We start from the raw sequence: 17164 nt of genomic DNA on the forward strand, positions 1-17164 counted from the left end.
CCAAATATAAACAGGCGTACTTGTTTAAAAAATGACGCTGATCATAATCGTCTGATTTTTAAGTAAACAGCGGTCATAATAATATCTGGTACGGTGTAATGAGTGCTTACATAATGTGATCAGGGTCATGTTTTTAGTGTTATGGCATCACTCATTTGTAATGCTTATTACCACACTTTTGTTGTAAAAGTGCAACATATAATTATGATCCCAACAAAAATGAAGGCAGCTGTTATCCACGAATTTGGGCAACCGCTGGTGATTGAAGATGTACCGGTGCCAACCCCGGGTGATAACCAAATATTGGTAAAAGTGATTGCTTGTGGTGTTTGCCATACTGACCTGCATGCCGCAAATGGCGACTGGCCTGTAAAACCACAGTTACCCTTAATACCGGGCCACGAGGCTATTGGTTATGTTGTGAGTTTAGGTACGGGTGTAAAAAATGTAGCTATTGGCGACATAGTTGGTGCGCCATGGCTTTACAGCGCCTGCGGTTGCTGTGAGTTTTGTATAACAGGATGGGAAACCCTTTGCGAAGAGCAAAAAAATGGAGGCTACAGCGTTAACGGTGGGTTTGCCGAATATGTATTAGCCGATTCCAGGTACGTAGCACATTTCCCCAAAGGGATAAAATTTGCCGCGATGGCCCCCATAATTTGTGCGGGTGTTACCGTTTACAAGGGTTTGAAGGAAACCGAAGTAAAACCTGGCGAATGGGTGGCTATATCTGGCGTTGGCGGCTTAGGCCATTTGGCTGTGCAATATGCAAAGGCCATGGGTATGCACGTTGCCGCGGTAGATATTGCTGACGATAAATTAGCACTGGCCAAGCAATTGGGTGCAGAACTATCAGTTAATGCCCTGAATGAAAACCCGGGAGCGGTTTTAAAGAAAGCTACAGGCGGCATGCACGGTGTATTGGTTACAGCCGTTTCGCCAATTGCTTTTGAGCAGGGGATAGGCATGCTGCGCCGAAAAGGCACTATTGCTTTAAATGGTTTGCCCAAAGGTAGTTTTGACCTGCCGATATTTGAAACTGTGCTTAACCGCTATACAGTACGCGGCTCTATAGTAGGTACCCGTAAAGATATGCAGGAAGCTATTGCATTTGCTGTAGAAGGTAAAGTAAAGGCGGACATCCATATCGCTAAACTGGAGGATATTAATCAAATTTTTGATAATATGCGCAAAGGCGATATTACAGGCAGGGTGGTTTTGCAAATAGCAGAAGTATAAATCTAAAATAGCATGACCAAGAGTACCGAGATACAGTTTTTGGATGGGCCGCACTCCAGACTAAAGGAATTAAAGTTTACGATCGGAACGATGGTAGACCTGATACATGGGCTGCGCGCATTACATTTTGTGGGGCCGTGTATTACCTTTTTTGGGTCGGCGCGTTTTACGGAAGATCATCCTTATTACCAGCTTACCCGTAATGCCGCAGCAGCCTTTGCAAAATTGGGCTTTACTATTATAACGGGTGGTGGACCAGGGCTGATGGAAGCTGCTAACCGGGGCGCGAAAGATGCAGGCGGTTATTCTGTAGGATGCAATATTCAACTGCCGGTAGAGCAAAAACCCAACCCATATCTGGACAAATGGGTTTACATGACCCACTTTTTTCTAAGGAAGGTACTGTTGGTAAAATACTCATTTGCGTTTGTCGTGATGCCCGGCGGTTATGGTACACTTGACGAGTATTTTGAAGCGCTTACGCTTATTCAAACACATAAAATAAAAAATTTCCCTATCATCATTTTTGGAAAGGAATACCACAAAGAACTAATTGAACATATAGCCGTAATGAAGCGCGATGGAACCATTGGGCCTGATGACGAGAAATTTTATTTGGTAACTGATGATATAAATGAAGCTACAGAATTGATAAGGGAGAAAAGTATAAAGCAATTCGGACTGAAGCCCAAACGAAAATATAAACCGTTTAGTTGGTTGTTTGAGCATAAATAAAAAGATGCTTACATATCTTTACAAACTAACAATTTTAAGGTGCCGTAATTTATGGGCGCCTTTTTTGTTGCTGTGCCAGGTCAGCTTATTGGATGACTCGTATCATTAATTAACCCGTCTGCATATCAGATCTTTATATCATAAAAAATAAGGTTATGAAAAAGCAAATAAACATAGATGATTATCATTACAGCCACAAAGCCAATACACTACTTTTAGTATGCTTGTTCCTTATAACAGTGATGCTTGCAATAGTTATGGCCCAAAGCCAATCTTACATAAGATAAAGCCAGTATACTTAGAACAGGCACAGGAAGCTTACCCGCCATTTTGTATTTGCTCATGCTGTTCTACCGCAAGGTTTATATCTGCGGCAGTTAGTGCTCCCATTTTTATAAAACCGATAAGCCGTGAATACCCTGATTACAGCATCCCCGCTATTCAGGAGCAGCTAATTAAGATCTGGCAACCCCCTCAAATAGGTTAATACGACATTTTTAGATTTTTTGCCCGCAATAAACTTTGCAAGGCTTTTTCGTATTCGTATTAATTTTTACATTTTATGTTTGATAAAATTATCGCGTTCTCTATCAGGAACAAGGTAATTATCGGGATCATGACACTGGTTTTAGTACTGGTGGGGGAAATCATCAGGCAAAACCTGGTTAGTTATGTTTGTCATTTTAATTCCACTAACTATTTTTGGAATTTCTGGTATTGGCCCGGCGGTTAGTGGTCATGAAGGCTCAACTTTGGTAGTAGTTTTTAACGGGCTGCGGTTATTAGTGTATCAAAATAAGCGTAAGTAATATTTAATTCAAAAAAAATTAATAACTACCGATTTTGATAGGTAACCTGTATTTATACTATCTGTCTTTGTTCAGAATGAAATCAGATTTCTAATGTATCTTTAAAACTAAGTCGCATATTATACACTTAAGCACGGTTTAATTTACAAAAGTAATGCATAAAGAAGATCACGTTAAAGGTTCTGAAACGATCAGGGATATAGTTATAGGCATGTCGGATGGTTTAACAGTACCCTTTGCCCTGGCCGCTGGATTAAGTGGTGCCATAAGTTCGTCAGGTATAGTTGTCACTGCCGGGATCGCAGAAATTGTGGCCGGATCAATAGCAATGGGTTTAGGGGGCTTTTTAGCAGGACGCACCGAGGTTGATCATTATAATTCTGAGTTAAAGCGCGAATATGATGAGGTTGAACGTGTGCCCGAGCAAGAGAAAGCTGAGGTAAAAGAGGTTTTTGCTGGTTTCGGCTTATCAGAAAATTTGCAGCAACAAATTGCCGATGAAATGGCAAAAGATAAAGACAAATGGGTTGATTTTATGATGCGTTATGAGTTAGGCCTTGAAGAACCACACGCCAACCGCGCTACAAAAAGTGCAATTACTATTGGTTTATCTTATATAGTTGGTGGTGTTATACCTCTTTCACCCTATATTTTAATTGATAGTTCTCAAACAGCTCTATACTATTCCTGCATAGTAACCCTTATAAGCCTGTTTATTTTTGGGTATTTTAAAAGTAAGCTAACAGGGCAGCCTGCTATAAGCGGCGCATTTAAAGTTGTTATAATTGGCGCGCTGGCAGCAGGGGCGGCTTTTGCCATGGCAAAGTTAATTAATGGCAAATAATGCCATTTTGTTAAAAAAGTGTTAAATCACTACTCTAAGCCCGAAATTCATATTAAATACAGAATTGGCGTTTAAACTTGTATTATAAAATAAACGCTTGTATTGCGAGGATACAATTATTGAAATTAATAACCCCTGATTAATTGCAAAATGAATTCTAAAAAAACGATGGACAGGAAAGAGTTTTTTTCTGTAATTGGCATGAGCGCCGCGGCCTTAACTATAATGGGCTGCTTGGGTTGCAGTAAAGGTTCTGATTCGGCCAATGGCCCTTCTACACCAGCCCCTACGAGTGTTGATTTTACACTCGACCTTAGTGCTTCTTCGAATTCAGCACTGGCTACCAATGGCGGTTACTTAGTATCTCAAGGTATATTAATTGCCCGCACAGCAGCAGGGGCTTATATTGCCGTACAAGAGTCATGTACCCATCAAAGTTATCCGTTAGTTTATCAGTCAGGCAGTAGTCAATTTTATTGTAATAACCATGGGGCTACCTTTACCGAAAAGGGCGTGGTTACCGGCGGGCCTACTAATCGTTCATTAGTAGTTTATAACACAAGTTTATCCGGTGTATCGCTAAGGATATACTCTTAAAATTTAAAACATGAAACAATTATTTGCCATTATTTTATTTGTGCTGATGAGTCCTGCGATCACCTGGTCGGGCGATTTTGACCAGGTGCAAAAGGAAGCACAAAAAACACATAAACTTATTTTAATAAACTTTTCGGGCAGCGATTGGTGCGGCCCTTGTATTCGTACGCGCAAAGAGATACTGGAAACCATTACGTTTGAAAACTACGCTTCTGATCATCTTTTGCTGGTAAGGGCTGATTTTCCGCGTCAGAAAAAAAATCAATTACCTAAAGACCAGGTAAAACGTAACGAAACGCTGGCAGATAAATACAACCCAGATGGTGAATTTCCACTCACTTTATTGGTTGATGAAAATGGCAAGGTATTAAAAAAATGGGAAGGATTCCCGAATGTAAGTCCTGAAGCATTTGTAGCGCAGATAACCGAATCTACAAATGCAAAGCGCTGAAAAAATAATTGGTGAGATAGTTCATAAGCAGGTGCTTAAGCTTATGGGCAATCGCTTTGAAATAAGTGTAGTAGCCGATGATGCTGAATGGGCCCAGCAACGGATAGGGATGGCCATCAACGAGATAAGGAGGATAGAAAAACTGTTGACAACGTTTAGCGATGACAGCCAAACCAACCAGATAAATAAGAATGCCGGTATTGCCCCGGTTAAAGTAGATCAGGAAGTATTTGATCTGATAGCACGGTCATTAAAAATATCCGAATTAACGCAGGGCGCTTTTGACATTACTTATGGGTCGATAGATAAAAGCTTGTGGAATTTTGACCTGAACATGAAAGCATTGCCCGATGCTGCCACAGCCCGGGCCGCTGTAAAGTTAATTAACTATAAAAACGTAATACTGGATAGCCAAAACATTACCGTTTTTTTAAAAGAAGCAGGCATGCGCATAGGATTTGGCGGTATTGGTAAAGGTTATGCTGCTGATAAGGCAAAAGCTGTGCTACAGGCAAATGGAGTTAAAAGCGGCATTGTAAACGCTGCAGGCGATCTGATTACCTGGGGCACACAACCCGGCGGTAAGCCATGGACTATAGCAATTGCTGATCCTGACCAGGAAACTACACCATTTTCAACACTGAACATTAGTAACATGGCCATTGCCACATCGGGCAACTATGCCAAGTATGTAATTATTGGTGGCAAAAAATATTCGCATACAATCGATCCAAAGACAGGCCTGCCGGTAAGCGGAATAAAAAGTGTAAGCATTATAAGCCCGAGTGCTGAATTTGCCGACGCTATGGCTACCCCGGTTACCGTAATGGGCGCATATGTTGGGCTCGATCTGATCAACCAGTTACAAAATGTGGCCTGTGTAATTATTACGGATGATAGTAAAGTTTATACGTCTAAAAATATCAACATAAAATAGCATGATAAAACAACCCCTACGATTAATAACTATCATTTGCGCGTGTGCAATGTATAGTCTTTCTTCTTGTGTATCAGTAAAACCATATCAAAAAAACCGCTTAAACGATACGGAGATGGAACTGTCGGCCCGTAAGTCACAAAAATTCGAACAAAGCTTTCAGCTTTATCGCGAAGGCGGTTCGGGGGCCAACGGTGGTAAAAGCGGTGGTGGTTGCGGGTGTAATTAATATTAACATACAGTAAATGAAAAAAATATATTTAGGTGTACTTGCCATGTACATGGGCATATTGGCATCGCACGCGCAAACAAAACCGCAGCCTGTTAAAGATTCCACTAACTATGAATCAAGAAAGCTTAAAATTGATGAGATCAATTTTGTTTCGGCTTATTACCATCAAAACGGTAATAACTCTGCCGTAACCGGCGGTATTGGTACCGAAAAGCTAACCGATTTTGCCAACACGTTTGATCTGCAAATGTCAAAATATAGCAGCTCGGGTAAAAAGCATACATTTCTGTTTGAATTGGGGGTTGATCATTACACTTCTGCATCTTCAGATAAGATAGACCCTAATAGTGTATCGTCTGCATCTATGCAGGATACCCGTATCTATCCATCGTTAAATTGGACGGTATCAAATGATAAAACAGGCAACGCATTTGGTTTATCTGCATCATACTCACATGAGTTTGACTATCAATCGGTAGGGGCAGGCATCAATTTTACAAGGCTGTCAAAAAACAAAAACACTCAATTTGATTTTAAGGCGCAGGTGTTTTTAGATAAGTGGAAGGTGATATTACCGGTAGAATTGCGCCCGCCAGGGTACGGTTCAGGGTCTGATCGTGAGGATAACCGCCCGGTGGATTCCAAACCGCGAAATTCATTTAGTACATCGTTCTCACTTTCACAGGTACTTACACAAAGATTGCAGGTTGCACTTATTGTAGAACCATCTTACCAACATGGTTTATTGGCAACAAAATATCAGCGCGATTATTTTACCGATGGATCGGAACGGGTGGAGAATCTGCCGGATAACCGCTACAAGCTTCCGATTGGTGTAAGATTTAATTACTTTTTAGATGATCACTTTATCATCCGCACCTTTTACAGGTACTACATGGATAATTGGGGCATAAGGGCACATACCGCCGAAGTGGAGATCCCGGTAAAGCTAACTTCATTTGTTTCAGTTAGTCCGTTTTACCGGTATAACACGCAGGTTGGTACCCGTTACTTTAAACCATATGGCCAGCATAACCCTACAGATGAATTTTATACCAGCGATTATGACTTATCCAGCCTTCATAGCAATTTTGTAGGCGCCAATATCAGGTTATCGCCGCCTAATGGTGTGTTTGGCAATGCGCATTTTACCTCTTTAGAGTTAAGGGCCGGGCATTATATGCGTTCCACAGGGCTTAACTCAAATATTGTAACGCTCGCTCTAAAGTTTAAGTAATTAGTAAAGGGTAGATTTATAAACAAACTTGTTGTTAGCAACGTGTATTTTTATGATTAAACCAGCTTCAACCAGTTTTTTAAGGCGGCTATAAAATGATGTAATACTCATTTTATAGCCTTTTTTAGTTATTTCTAACCACAAAAATTCCGCGTCTTTAGTATCGGTAAGTGTATTTATAAATTCAACAATTAAGTCGTTTACCCGGTTATATTCCTTTTGTTTTTCGGTTAAGCGCGATTTGGACGCCCTGTGTATCTGTGTCTGATAATTCATTGGATTAGATCAATTGTGTTGGGCGCCGCCGTTTATCATGTCAGATACGATGCCCCTCTCGTTTTTGCGTTCGGCCAGTAAAACACCAACAATATGCACTAAAATAAACGCCAGTATCAGGTACATGCAAAAGCTATGCACCTCTTTAACCGAATGCCTGATGGATTTGTAAGCTGATAGCGCATCCTCAAAAGCAAGAAACAAGCCCGTAATTACCATTATAATGAGTAATGCATAAAATAAGGCGTAGATAGCTTTAACAGTAAGTTCGTGCCTGGCCGTTTCGCGGTTTTTTTTGACGGTGTTAAACTGATGATAAGCACTTTTTATTTTGCGAATAAACTTTTGATCGGCCAGTTGAAAAAACTCCAATATCAGCCTAAAGGCAAGCAGGCCTGCCAGCACATAACCAAAATAGATGTGTATCCCCCATACGCTGTCGCTTAAGGCATGCGCGGCGGCTCGTGCCTGCTCATTTGTTACTGTTGAACCCGCTTTTTGTAACTCATCTTTCATCAATGCCGATGTAGCATGGTCATCTGTAATTGTTGAATTAATAAGCACAGTGATCAATGAACCACTTATCACAATTAAATTTACCCAGTGCCAAAGACGCAACGGAAAAGAATATCGTTTGATTTTTGTTGGGTGTTGCAGGTCGTGACGGGTTGGTTCTATTATAGCCATATGAATTATAATGTTGACAATTTTAAAGATAGATGTAAAAACTGAAGAAAAACTGAATTAAACTTAATGTGGTGATTGCATTGCTCTAATACAGATTGTATTCAGATTGTTTTGTTAAATAGCGCTAATACCCGCTACATTGCATCAATTATTGTAACTTAAATACGTGAAAATACTTATCGTTGAAGACGAACAGGGCCTTCGGGAAAATATGCTTACATATCTAAGTGAGGATAATAACATATGCGAAAGCTGTGCCGATCTCGCAACTGCGATCACAAAGCTGGCTGGCTATCAATACGATTTTGTATTGCTGGATATTGGGCTGCCCGATGGGGAAGGGTTTGAAATATTGCACTATCTGAAAAAAGAGATGAGAAACGAGGCTGTTATTATCATATCAGCCAGGAATTCTTTAGACGACCGAATAAAAGGCCTCAATATAGGAGCAGATGACTATTTGGTTAAACCCTTTCACCTGGCCGAATTAAAGGCCAGGATAGTTGCTGTTTTTCGCCGTAAGGCTGCCAACAGCAATAATAACCTTGTTTTTAACGAGATTGTTATAAACCTTATTGGCCGTACGGTTTTTATAAATGATGTTGAAATACTTTTAACACGTAAAGAATATGATATGCTTTTGTATTTTATAGCCAATAAAGGAAAAGTAATTGCTAAAACCGCACTTGCCGAACATTTATGGGGCGATGAAATGGACATGCACGATAATTTCGACTTTATATACTCGCACATCAAAAACCTGCGGAAAAAGATACTCGACGTTACTACAAATGACTATTTAAAATCGGTTTATGGCATTGGTTATAAATTTACCGATAAATGAAACTGGCTGCGCATTATAATAAAGTAAATATCATAGTTACACTATCGGTACTGGTAGTTGGTGCTGTTATTTATTTTTTTGCCATTAATACAATAACTAATAACCGCCTTGATGAAGAACTTGGTGAAGAGGTATCAGAAGTAATTTCATATATACAACAATATAAGCAGCTTCCTAAACAATTTGATATTGATGAGAACCAGGTTGAATTTATAAAAACCAATTTGCTGAATAGCAAGCCCAGGTATTTTGATACTACTTATGTTAACCCCCGCAAAAGTGGCGATAAAAGCGGCCGGGCATTTGAAGGCGGACTTAGTTTTAAAGGTGATAATTATAGATTTAGGATAATTATATCAAGCGAGAGTACGGTTTATCTTAAGCAGATAATTACTGCTATTACATTAATACTTATGCTGGTGGTATTAACAATACTATCTTTAGCTAACAGGTATTTGCTAAACGACCTTTGGAAACCCTTTTTTGGCTTACTGGCGCACATGAAAGCCTTTAATGTATCTGAGAGCAGCTCATTTAAATTAACAAACAATAAAGTTGATGAGTTCAATGATCTGGATAACGCTATCGGGGTAATGTCATCACGCGTTAAAAATGATTTTCAGAACCTTAAACATTTTACCGAGAATGCATCGCACGAAATGCTAACCCCCCTTGCTGTAATCACATCCAAATTAGATACATTGATACAGGATGAAACATTAAAAAAAGAACACTTTGATCAGATACAGGATATTTACGGCGCCGCTGGTAAACTATCCCGGCTTAACCAATCATTATTATTGTTGGTTAAGATAGAAAACAACCTGATAGCAGATAACGATACCTTAAACCTGCAACAATTAATAAACGATAAGCTTAGGCAGTTTCAGGAATTATTGACATCAAAAGAGATACAGATATATGCCGAATTGGAAGACAAAGAGGTTGTAGTTAGTAAGTACCTTATAGATATTTTACTTAACAACCTACTTAGTAATGCCATAAGGCATAACCAGGTTAAGGGCAATATTAATATTTATTTAACGGGCGACAGGCTTGTTATTCAGAATTCAGGTTCAGACGTTCCGCTTGATGGCGAGGCAATTTTTGACCGTTTCCAAAAAGGAAGTACTTCAGACGGTGCAGGCCTTGGCTTAACTATTGTAAAAAATATATGCAATGTATGTGGTTGGGACATGCAGTATTTATTCATCAATAATTTGCACACCTTTTCAATAGTTTTTTAAACCGGCTTACCATCTCTCAAAGCATCCTGATTTGAAAACAGAACTGATTTAAGCTAAAAAAGTATTTATTACGGCATCACCCCATTCGCAAAAACTTATCTTTCTGCGCCATTACGGCCCTGTAACCGGCATTGAACATCTTGTCCGGATCTTTTAATTCGAACATCGGGGAATGATACAATTTCGGTTCAAGGTAATGATCACAAAATACGGCGCTTGCAGCTACCTGATGTGCTAACATTAAATGGAAACATCTGTCTAATACCTGTAACCGGCTTATTTTTTCAGGCAACGTTCCATGCATCTTGTTAACGTTCGATCCTATAAGTACTTCACATACCTTACGGATATCTTTCACGGGCAAATTGTCCAGAATACCGCCATCTGCCAAATAGCCACCGTTAAAACGTACAGGCATAAACACCCCGGGTACGGCACACGAGCCAATGAGGGCCTTATGTAACGGTCCACTTGATAATGTAACTGTTTGGGAGGTAAGCAGGTTGGTAGCAGCTACCAACAATGGTATAGTTAACTCTTCAAAATGATGGGGCAGATTTGTGTCTTTAAAAAGCTGCGTTAATCCCGCTACGGTAAATAAACCGGATCCGGGTAATAATTTATTGATAAACCCATGTGAAGCAGTCACTTTAATACATTCCAGGATTTCTTTAGGTGAATTTCCGGCGGCATAAAGTGCGCCTATTACGGCGCCTGCGCTTGCTCCCGCGATCGCCTTCGGCCGGATGCCTATATCTTCCAGCCCTTGTAAAACACCGAGGTGGGCGATGCCGCGTGCGCCACCCCCAGACAAAACCAATCCCGTTTTAAACATAGTTTCCGAATATCTGCAAAATTGCTCATGTACCCGGTTATATAAAATGACCAGGATCATGCTGTGGTCTGTCATATGTCAACTTTGTTTTATTGCGGATAAATGAACTTTACGAAAAAGTTAAAGATGAAAACACTATTGATAGCCACTGACCTATCCAAAAACGCACGGCACGTTGCTACTTACGGTTACCGGCTTGCCCAGCAGCTTAGGGCCAGGGTATTGCTTTGCCACGTAATGAATATCCCGGCAGAGATTCCGCAAAATGGCATGGTAGCATGGCCTGTAGATATTTATGATGACATGTTACAAGATAGTGATAAAGAACTGGCTAAACTCAAAAATACGATGATGGCAGAAGGTGATGTTATAGGTTACCAGCCTGAAATAATTTGCATACATGAGGGCGGCTTTGTAACAGATGTTGTAAATGCAGCAGCACAAGCCAACCAGGCCGATATCATCCTGATTGGTACGCACGCGAATGACGTGCTTACAACCCTGATGATTGGTAATCATACCAGGAAAATGATTGAAGCCGCTACACGGCCCTTGCTGCTTGTTCCGGAATGCGTAACCGCCAAACCGATAAAAAAAATAGCTTTTAGCAGCGATTTTAAACAGCCCGCAAAAGAGATAGAGGTAATTAATAAATTGGTGGGTTTTGCTAAGGCCCTTGGCGCGGAGCTTATCCTCGCTCATATAGATCAGGGACATGACAATCCGGAATATACAGCCATCGTTAAAGAATTATTAATAGAGCTGATCTCTAAAAATAATCATCAAAAAGTTAGTTATGAAGTAGTAAAAAGTAACCATGTAGAAAACGGCCTGGATTGGCTGGTACGACATGCACATGTTGATATGATTGCTTTTGCGCATCGGGAACATGGTTTTTTTAACCAGATGTTTAATGGTAGTCACACGCAAAAAGCTTCCGGTAAAATGCCGGTGCCATTACTGGTTATCAAAGAAAGCTAACATTAAAAACTGGCGATGAGGCCTCATTATATACGCTGTTCAATAAATTAGATAGTTAAAATGAAAAAAATCCTTGTGCTCACCAATTTTACCGACCAATGCAGCCAGGTAAAAGAAACGGCCGTTATGCTAAGCGCTAAACTGCATGCTAACCTCATCCTGTTCAATACATTTATCAGTCAGCCGGCAATGCTGTCAGAAAATGGTAGCGATCCCTGGGTGTTAGAGGAACTAACGTGGATAGACGATAGTAAAAAGAAACTGAATTTTTTAAAAGAAGATCTGGAGCTGCTGATTGCGGCCTTACCGGCTGCGGACCATCACGCAAGCATCGATTGTCGTAAAAGTATGGGCAGCCTGGGGCTCCAGGTTAAAGAATTGCTTAAAGAAGAGCATGTTGAAATGATAGTTATGGGAGCCCGTAGCGGCAGTACCTGGGATCATATACTTGTTGGAAGTGATACTTTATCAGTGATTAATCATAGTAACAGGCCGGTAATAATAGTACCAGTCGGGCATCCGCTAAGGCAGCTCAAGAAGCTAACCATAGCTACTGATTTTGACGAAGCTGATCTGAATGCCATACATTACCTCACCAGGCTTGGGCGATTGTTTGGTTTTGCAATGGAAATTGTACATGTAAAACTATGGGGTAAAGAAAGTATTGATCAGATGCAACAAACATCATTTGAAAAACATGTTGCCAAATTCAACTTTCCAGGTATCAGTTATCAAAATATCGGAGGTAAGGATCTGGTTAACCGGCTGAATGATTTGTGCGAAAGTAATGGTTCGGATGTGCTTGTGTTGGTACATGATCATCACAGTTTATTGCACCGGTTGTTAAATGGCACAAATGCAAAATCATTGCTCGAAAAACAAAAAATTCCGGTGATGATAATTCCGGCTGGTATGGATTTGCGTTGATCAGAACCATTACTTTAACAAGTTTAATTGAGCCCTGGTCCAGATAACTATATAGGGCGTTGATTACAACCGGGACATATGTATAATTCACTTTCAATTAGGTAACCCGGTATAAGTAAATTATGTTGTTTTTAAATTTCCTGTGTGCGATCGGGAGGCGTATTTCTTTGCTCGAACCTGCCGGTCTTTTTGTTTAGTTTGATCCGGTAGAGAACAAGTTCTTTGGAGCTGCCGATATCGTGGGCCATATCTGCTATACCGTGTGAAGGATGCGAGTCTTCGGCTTTAGCTAAATAGGGCTCTATCCGCCTGATGAGCTTCTGCATCGCTTGTTCAGATTCTTCAACACTTGTGAGTTCCTCGAAGGTTCCCCAGCAAATGGCGCTCTTCCAGTTAAAGAAATTTTCGACATGGTCTACTTCAAAGCAAACTTCCGGATTTTTGCGCATTAGGTCTATTTTCATACCGCTGGCCGAGTGGGCATAGATGTAAGGGGACTCGTAAACATAATGTACTGGTACAATATAAGTTATGCCGTTGTTATGGCAACCAATCCGGCCAAGTAACTCTGTCTTGAGTAGTTCCTCCAGGGTGTTATTGTCAAGTTCTCCTAACATGATATGATTTTTAAAGTTATCTTCTTTTAAAGATCAAATAAAGTGTGTTTTTTTCGTCCCTTGTATGATCGCTATCATTTCCCGACATGATAGCAATCACTATGTTTCAGGTAGTGGTTAGGGATAATGATGATCAGCCAAAGCTGTCATCAGCTCATTGGCACTATGCATATAGCTATCCTTTAAATAAACAAGGTTGATAACTGATAATGGTGAATATTGCGAAACCGGACGGTTCCCCGTTGATCTGCGTCATTTTTTGGGGCTTCACGAATCCTTATCTTTAGCTTATAGCCATCCCGCTTACTTATTTGGGCACGGCTGATGGCTGATGAATAATGAATAACCTGCCGGTATTGATTGTTCACTGTTAAGTATAAAGCAGTAATTCATGAATAGGCACACAGCGATAAAATACTTTAATAAACAATGGAAGGTTATGAATACCCGCCTGAAGTCCTATTTAAAAAGCGGGGATCAGGAAGACTTGCACCAATTCCGGGTACAGGTAAAAAAGATAGAGGCCTTTTTGATCCTGTCAGGGATGGCTGCGCATCCGGCAAAACTTCAACAACTTTTTAAACCTGTAAAAAAAATATTTAAAAGGGCTGGGGTACTGCGTAATTCCTTTATCAAAAATGAATTAACACATCGGAGGCAGCCAGTTAATAAAGAGGGGAGGAACTTTTGCCAGTACGCCGGCGAAAAATTGCAGAAAATCAAAAAGGCGCGTCGTATACTCAAACAAATAATAAAACCTGTTCCCACAAAAAATGTCCGTTGGTTCTATAAAAATGAGCTGAAGGGAATAACCGGCGCTTTTGCACTATCACCATCGGCCAGGCAATTACATGAATGCCGCAAACGTATCAAAGTACTGCTTTATAATGAACACCTGGTTCATGATGTACTTAAAATTGGGGTAAACACCACCTATTTGGATGAAGTGCAGGAGGCAATAGGTAACTGGCATGATCAATTATTGGCTCACCAGAGCGAGTGTCATAATGGCCAAACTGGAGACAGCTATCCCGGGCAAAAAGAATTTATCGCAACGCTTACCGATAAGTTTTACCAGCGGGCTACCGTTCAAAAGTAGCTACCTTGTTACCCTCCGGTTTAACTTTGCTGCAATACGCCGGTAGAACCAGTAATTAGCCAATTCAGCGCATAATATATATGCCGTTAGGATCAGCAGTATCCAGCCGTAATAAGCCATGGGCAACCGGGTGAAGCCAAACCATGTGGTAAAAGGGGTAAGCGGAAGTATCAGCACCAGTAGTAACACCAGCAGGGTAGCTGCACTCAAGTAGCGCCCGGGCAGGCTTTTGAAAAAGGGGAGCCGGGTACGCACTACCATTACCACCAGCGTGGCAGAAATGACCGATTCAACCAGCCAGCCGGTTTGAAAAATCTTTTCATCCGCGTGGAAAATAAATAGTAGCAGGCCGAAGGTGAGGTAATCAAATACCGAACTTAGCAAACCAAAGATGAGCATGAAACGTTTTATAAAATTCAAGTCCCAGCGCTGTGGTGACCGGATGTCAGGCTCGTCGACACGGTCGGTGGCAATGGCCATTTCCGGCAGGTCGGTTAGCAGGTTGGTCAATAGTATTTGCTTGGGTAACATCGGCAGAAACGGGAGGAATAGCGATGCACCTGCCATGCTAAACATATTACCGAAATTAGCACTGGTTGCCATAAATATATACTTCATGGTATTGGCAAACGTCTTCCGGCCCTCTACAATACCGGCTGTTAATATACTTAGATCCGGGTTCAGTAAAACTATATCTGCAGCCTCTTTGGCCACATCAACAGCGGTATTTACAGAAATACCTACATCTGCAATATGCAATGCAGGTGCGTCGTTTATTCCGTCGCCCATAAACCCCACCACGTGGCCGGCTTTTTTCAGTGCCGAAATGATGCGTTCCTTTTGATTGGGTTCTACCTCAGCAAAAATATGTGTCAGCGGAGCCTGGTGGATAAGCGCGGCATCGCTCATTTTTTGTAAACCGGCCCCTGTAAGTATCCGGGGATTTTTCATGCCGAGCGCCAAGGCCAGGCTTTTTGCAACCAATGCGTTATCGCCGGTAATGATCTTGAGCCGTACACTCAGGTCATTCATTTTTGAGATCGTTTCGGCCACATTCGCTTTTGGTGGGTCGAATAGTGTAATAAAGCCCAAAAAAGTCATTTCCTTTTCATCTTCTCGAGTAAAGTCTATATCAGAACTACCGTTTTTGTAAGCTACCCCTAATGTTCTGAATCCTGCCCCGCTCAACTCCTCATAACGTTTTAGGATGCTATTTTTACCAGATGATATAGGAACCAGTTTTCCATCCGTAGTCTCTAACTGGCTACAAATCTCCAATACACTCTTTAGAGCACCTTTAGTTATGACCAAATTAGTTTTGTCGTTTTTTACCTGTATGGTCAGCCTTTTGCGGATAAAATCATAAGGTATTTCGGTTTGAACCTGATAAGTGTTTACTCCGCCTTTATAAGCGGCACAAATAGCCGCATCTATAGGGTTATGAAAACCCTGTTGCATGGAGGCATTTAGCCAACTGTAAAGCAACAGCTTATCACTGTGGTGTCCGGATGTATCCAGCGTGTCCTTTAGCATTACTTTACCCTCGGTGATCGTCCCGGTTTTATCAGAACACAGGATATCCATGCTTCCAAAGTTTTCTATCGCCGACAATCGCTTCACGATCACCTTTTGTTTAGCCATGCGCCGGGCGCCGGTAGCTAAATTTACGCTGATAATAGCTGGTAACAGTTGCGGAGTTAAACCTACTGATAGCGCCAGGGAAAACAGGAGTGAATCCAGTACAGGTTTATGCAGGAATACATTGATCGCGAAAATGATGATCACCAGTAGTAGGGTAATCTCCATGAGCAGGTAGCCAAATCGGCGAATACCCCTTTCAAATTCGGTCAAGGGCAAAGCAGATTGTAAACCCGCAGATATTTTGCCAAGCTCTGTGGCGACGCCGGTTTTGATGATCAATGCTGTAGCCTTTCCGCTAATTACATGAGACCCCATCAGCAATGTATTGCTTCGGTTAGCTAATGATGTGTCCGACGGCAATATGCCTGCGTTTTTTTCAACAGGGTAGGTTTCCCCGGTAAACGTTGCTTCATCAGTAAACAGTTGCTGTGAGGTTAATATCAGGCTGTCTCCCGGTATGATGTCTCCGGCTGTAAGGATCACAATGTCCCCCGGAACCGCTTCTTCAGCCGGGATGGTTTTTTTTGCACCGTCTCGTAATACATCGCAATGCAGGCGAACCAGTTTTAGCAATGCCGAAACAGCATTGGCTGCACCTCTTTCTTGCCAGAAACCCAGGCAACTGCTGATTAGTACGATGATCAGGATAATAACCGTATCTGCTACATCGCCCAACCCGGCCGACAATAATGCCGCCACTATCAATAATAAGGTAACCGGGCTTTTGAACTGCGAAAAGAATAGCCTGTAGGCAGAATTTCCGGTGTTTTTTTGTATGGTGTTACGGCCATATTTTGCAAGCCTCGAACGAGCCTCTCCTGCGCTGAGGCCATGATCACTACAGTTTAACCGGGTAAATACTTCTGCCGGGGTTAAATGATGAAATCTGTCAATAATTATTGTTCTGGTTTCTTTGGCGTTAAGCATCT

Annotated in this window: 19 protein-coding genes; 14 read left to right on the forward strand and 5 right to left on the reverse strand. The window is 41.3% G+C overall.

Translation table 11 applies throughout. From position 1 onward, the window contains the following. Nucleotides 1-204 precede the first annotated feature (204 nt). From adhP to IDJ75_RS14705, 9 genes are all read left to right on the forward strand, one after another. Nucleotides 205-1239: an alcohol dehydrogenase AdhP gene (gene adhP / locus IDJ75_RS14665; RefSeq protein ID WP_191176380.1), complete on the forward strand. Its 1035-nt coding sequence runs from the start codon at nucleotides 205-207 to the stop codon at nucleotides 1237-1239. Between the two features lie 12 nt (nucleotides 1240-1251). Next, nucleotides 1252-1974 (forward strand): LOG family protein, encoded by a 723-nt coding sequence (locus IDJ75_RS14670; RefSeq protein WP_191176381.1) that lies wholly within the window; start codon nucleotides 1252-1254, stop codon nucleotides 1972-1974. A gap of 562 nt (nucleotides 1975-2536) precedes the next feature. Next, a complete protein-coding gene (locus IDJ75_RS14675) occupies nucleotides 2537-2707 on the forward strand; it encodes a hypothetical protein (RefSeq protein WP_191176791.1) in 171 nt (56 codons plus the stop codon). 230 nt (nucleotides 2708-2937) lie between these two features. Further along, nucleotides 2938-3627, forward strand: a complete 690-nt coding sequence (locus tag IDJ75_RS14680; RefSeq protein ID WP_191176382.1) for a VIT1/CCC1 transporter family protein — start codon at nucleotides 2938-2940, stop codon at nucleotides 3625-3627. A gap of 150 nt (nucleotides 3628-3777) precedes the next feature. Beyond that, on the forward strand, nucleotides 3778-4224 hold the full coding sequence (locus tag IDJ75_RS14685) for a QcrA and Rieske domain-containing protein (RefSeq protein ID WP_224746613.1): 447 nt from the start codon (nucleotides 3778-3780) through the stop codon (nucleotides 4222-4224). Between the two features lie 10 nt (nucleotides 4225-4234). Beyond that, nucleotides 4235-4675 (forward strand): thioredoxin family protein, encoded by a 441-nt coding sequence (locus IDJ75_RS14690; protein ID WP_191176383.1) that lies wholly within the window; start codon nucleotides 4235-4237, stop codon nucleotides 4673-4675. Then, a complete protein-coding gene (locus tag IDJ75_RS14695) occupies nucleotides 4662-5612 on the forward strand; it encodes an FAD:protein FMN transferase (protein ID WP_191176384.1) in 951 nt (316 codons plus the stop codon). The genes IDJ75_RS14690 and IDJ75_RS14695 overlap by 14 nt, the downstream gene beginning before the upstream one ends. A gap of 49 nt (nucleotides 5613-5661) precedes the next feature. Then, nucleotides 5662-5841 carry a DUF4266 domain-containing protein gene (locus IDJ75_RS14700; RefSeq protein WP_224746614.1) on the forward strand — a complete coding sequence of 60 codons (180 nt, stop codon included), beginning with the start codon at nucleotides 5662-5664 and terminating at the stop codon, nucleotides 5839-5841. 16 nt (nucleotides 5842-5857) lie between these two features. Then, a complete protein-coding gene (locus tag IDJ75_RS14705) occupies nucleotides 5858-7081 on the forward strand; it encodes a DUF3570 domain-containing protein (RefSeq protein WP_191176386.1) in 1224 nt (407 codons plus the stop codon). Here the strand turns inward: IDJ75_RS14705 and IDJ75_RS14710 are convergent, their stop codons facing one another. Together IDJ75_RS14710 and IDJ75_RS14715 are read right to left on the reverse strand one after the other, a co-directional pair. Further along, nucleotides 7082-7357: a transcriptional repressor gene (locus IDJ75_RS14710; RefSeq protein WP_191176387.1), complete on the reverse strand. Its 276-nt coding sequence runs from the start codon at nucleotides 7355-7357 to the stop codon at nucleotides 7082-7084. A gap of 9 nt (nucleotides 7358-7366) precedes the next feature. Then, entirely contained in the window at nucleotides 7367-8044 is a 678-nt protein-coding gene (locus IDJ75_RS14715) for a cytochrome b/b6 domain-containing protein (protein ID WP_191176388.1), read from the reverse strand. A 166-nt stretch (nucleotides 8045-8210) separates the two neighbouring features. On the opposite strand from IDJ75_RS14715, the gene IDJ75_RS14720 reads away from it, so the two are divergent. Continuing rightward, nucleotides 8211-8888 (forward strand): response regulator transcription factor, encoded by a 678-nt coding sequence (locus IDJ75_RS14720; protein WP_191176389.1) that lies wholly within the window; start codon nucleotides 8211-8213, stop codon nucleotides 8886-8888. Beyond that, complete coding sequence (locus IDJ75_RS14725) at nucleotides 8885-10135, forward strand: sensor histidine kinase (protein ID WP_191176390.1); 1251 nt, start codon at nucleotides 8885-8887, stop codon at nucleotides 10133-10135. Before IDJ75_RS14720 ends, IDJ75_RS14725 begins: the two co-directional genes overlap by 4 nt. Nucleotides 10136-10211: 76 nt before the next feature. Here IDJ75_RS14725 and IDJ75_RS14730 read toward each other — a convergent pair whose 3' ends face one another. Beyond that, on the reverse strand, nucleotides 10212-11045 hold the full coding sequence (locus IDJ75_RS14730; RefSeq protein ID WP_191176391.1) for a patatin-like phospholipase family protein: 834 nt from the start codon (nucleotides 11043-11045) through the stop codon (nucleotides 10212-10214). Nucleotides 11046-11096: 51 nt separating this feature from the next. On the opposite strand from IDJ75_RS14730, the gene IDJ75_RS14735 reads away from it, so the two are divergent. Beyond that, entirely contained in the window at nucleotides 11097-11951 is an 855-nt protein-coding gene (locus IDJ75_RS14735) for a universal stress protein (RefSeq protein WP_191176392.1), read from the forward strand. 60 nt (nucleotides 11952-12011) lie between these two features. Continuing rightward, nucleotides 12012-12878, forward strand: a complete 867-nt coding sequence (locus IDJ75_RS14740; protein WP_191176393.1) for a universal stress protein — start codon at nucleotides 12012-12014, stop codon at nucleotides 12876-12878. A gap of 131 nt (nucleotides 12879-13009) precedes the next feature. On the opposite strand, the gene IDJ75_RS14745 is transcribed toward IDJ75_RS14740, so the two are convergent. Continuing rightward, nucleotides 13010-13495 (reverse strand): pyridoxamine 5'-phosphate oxidase family protein, encoded by a 486-nt coding sequence (locus IDJ75_RS14745; RefSeq protein ID WP_191176394.1) that lies wholly within the window; start codon nucleotides 13493-13495, stop codon nucleotides 13010-13012. Nucleotides 13496-13886: 391 nt separating this feature from the next. On the opposite strand from IDJ75_RS14745, the gene IDJ75_RS14750 reads away from it, so the two are divergent. Further along, a complete protein-coding gene (locus IDJ75_RS14750; RefSeq protein WP_191176395.1) occupies nucleotides 13887-14594 on the forward strand; it encodes a CHAD domain-containing protein in 708 nt (235 codons plus the stop codon). On the opposite strand, the gene mgtA is transcribed toward IDJ75_RS14750, so the two are convergent. Next, nucleotides 14595-17162 carry a magnesium-translocating P-type ATPase gene (mgtA, locus tag IDJ75_RS14755; protein ID WP_191176396.1) on the reverse strand — a complete coding sequence of 856 codons (2568 nt, stop codon included), beginning with the start codon at nucleotides 17160-17162 and terminating at the stop codon, nucleotides 14595-14597. Nucleotides 17163-17164: the final 2 nt, after the last annotated feature.

Origin of the sequence: Mucilaginibacter rigui (genome assembly GCF_014773275.1) — a bacterium.
GTDB lineage: Bacteria > Bacteroidota > Bacteroidia > Sphingobacteriales > Sphingobacteriaceae > Mucilaginibacter > Mucilaginibacter rigui_A.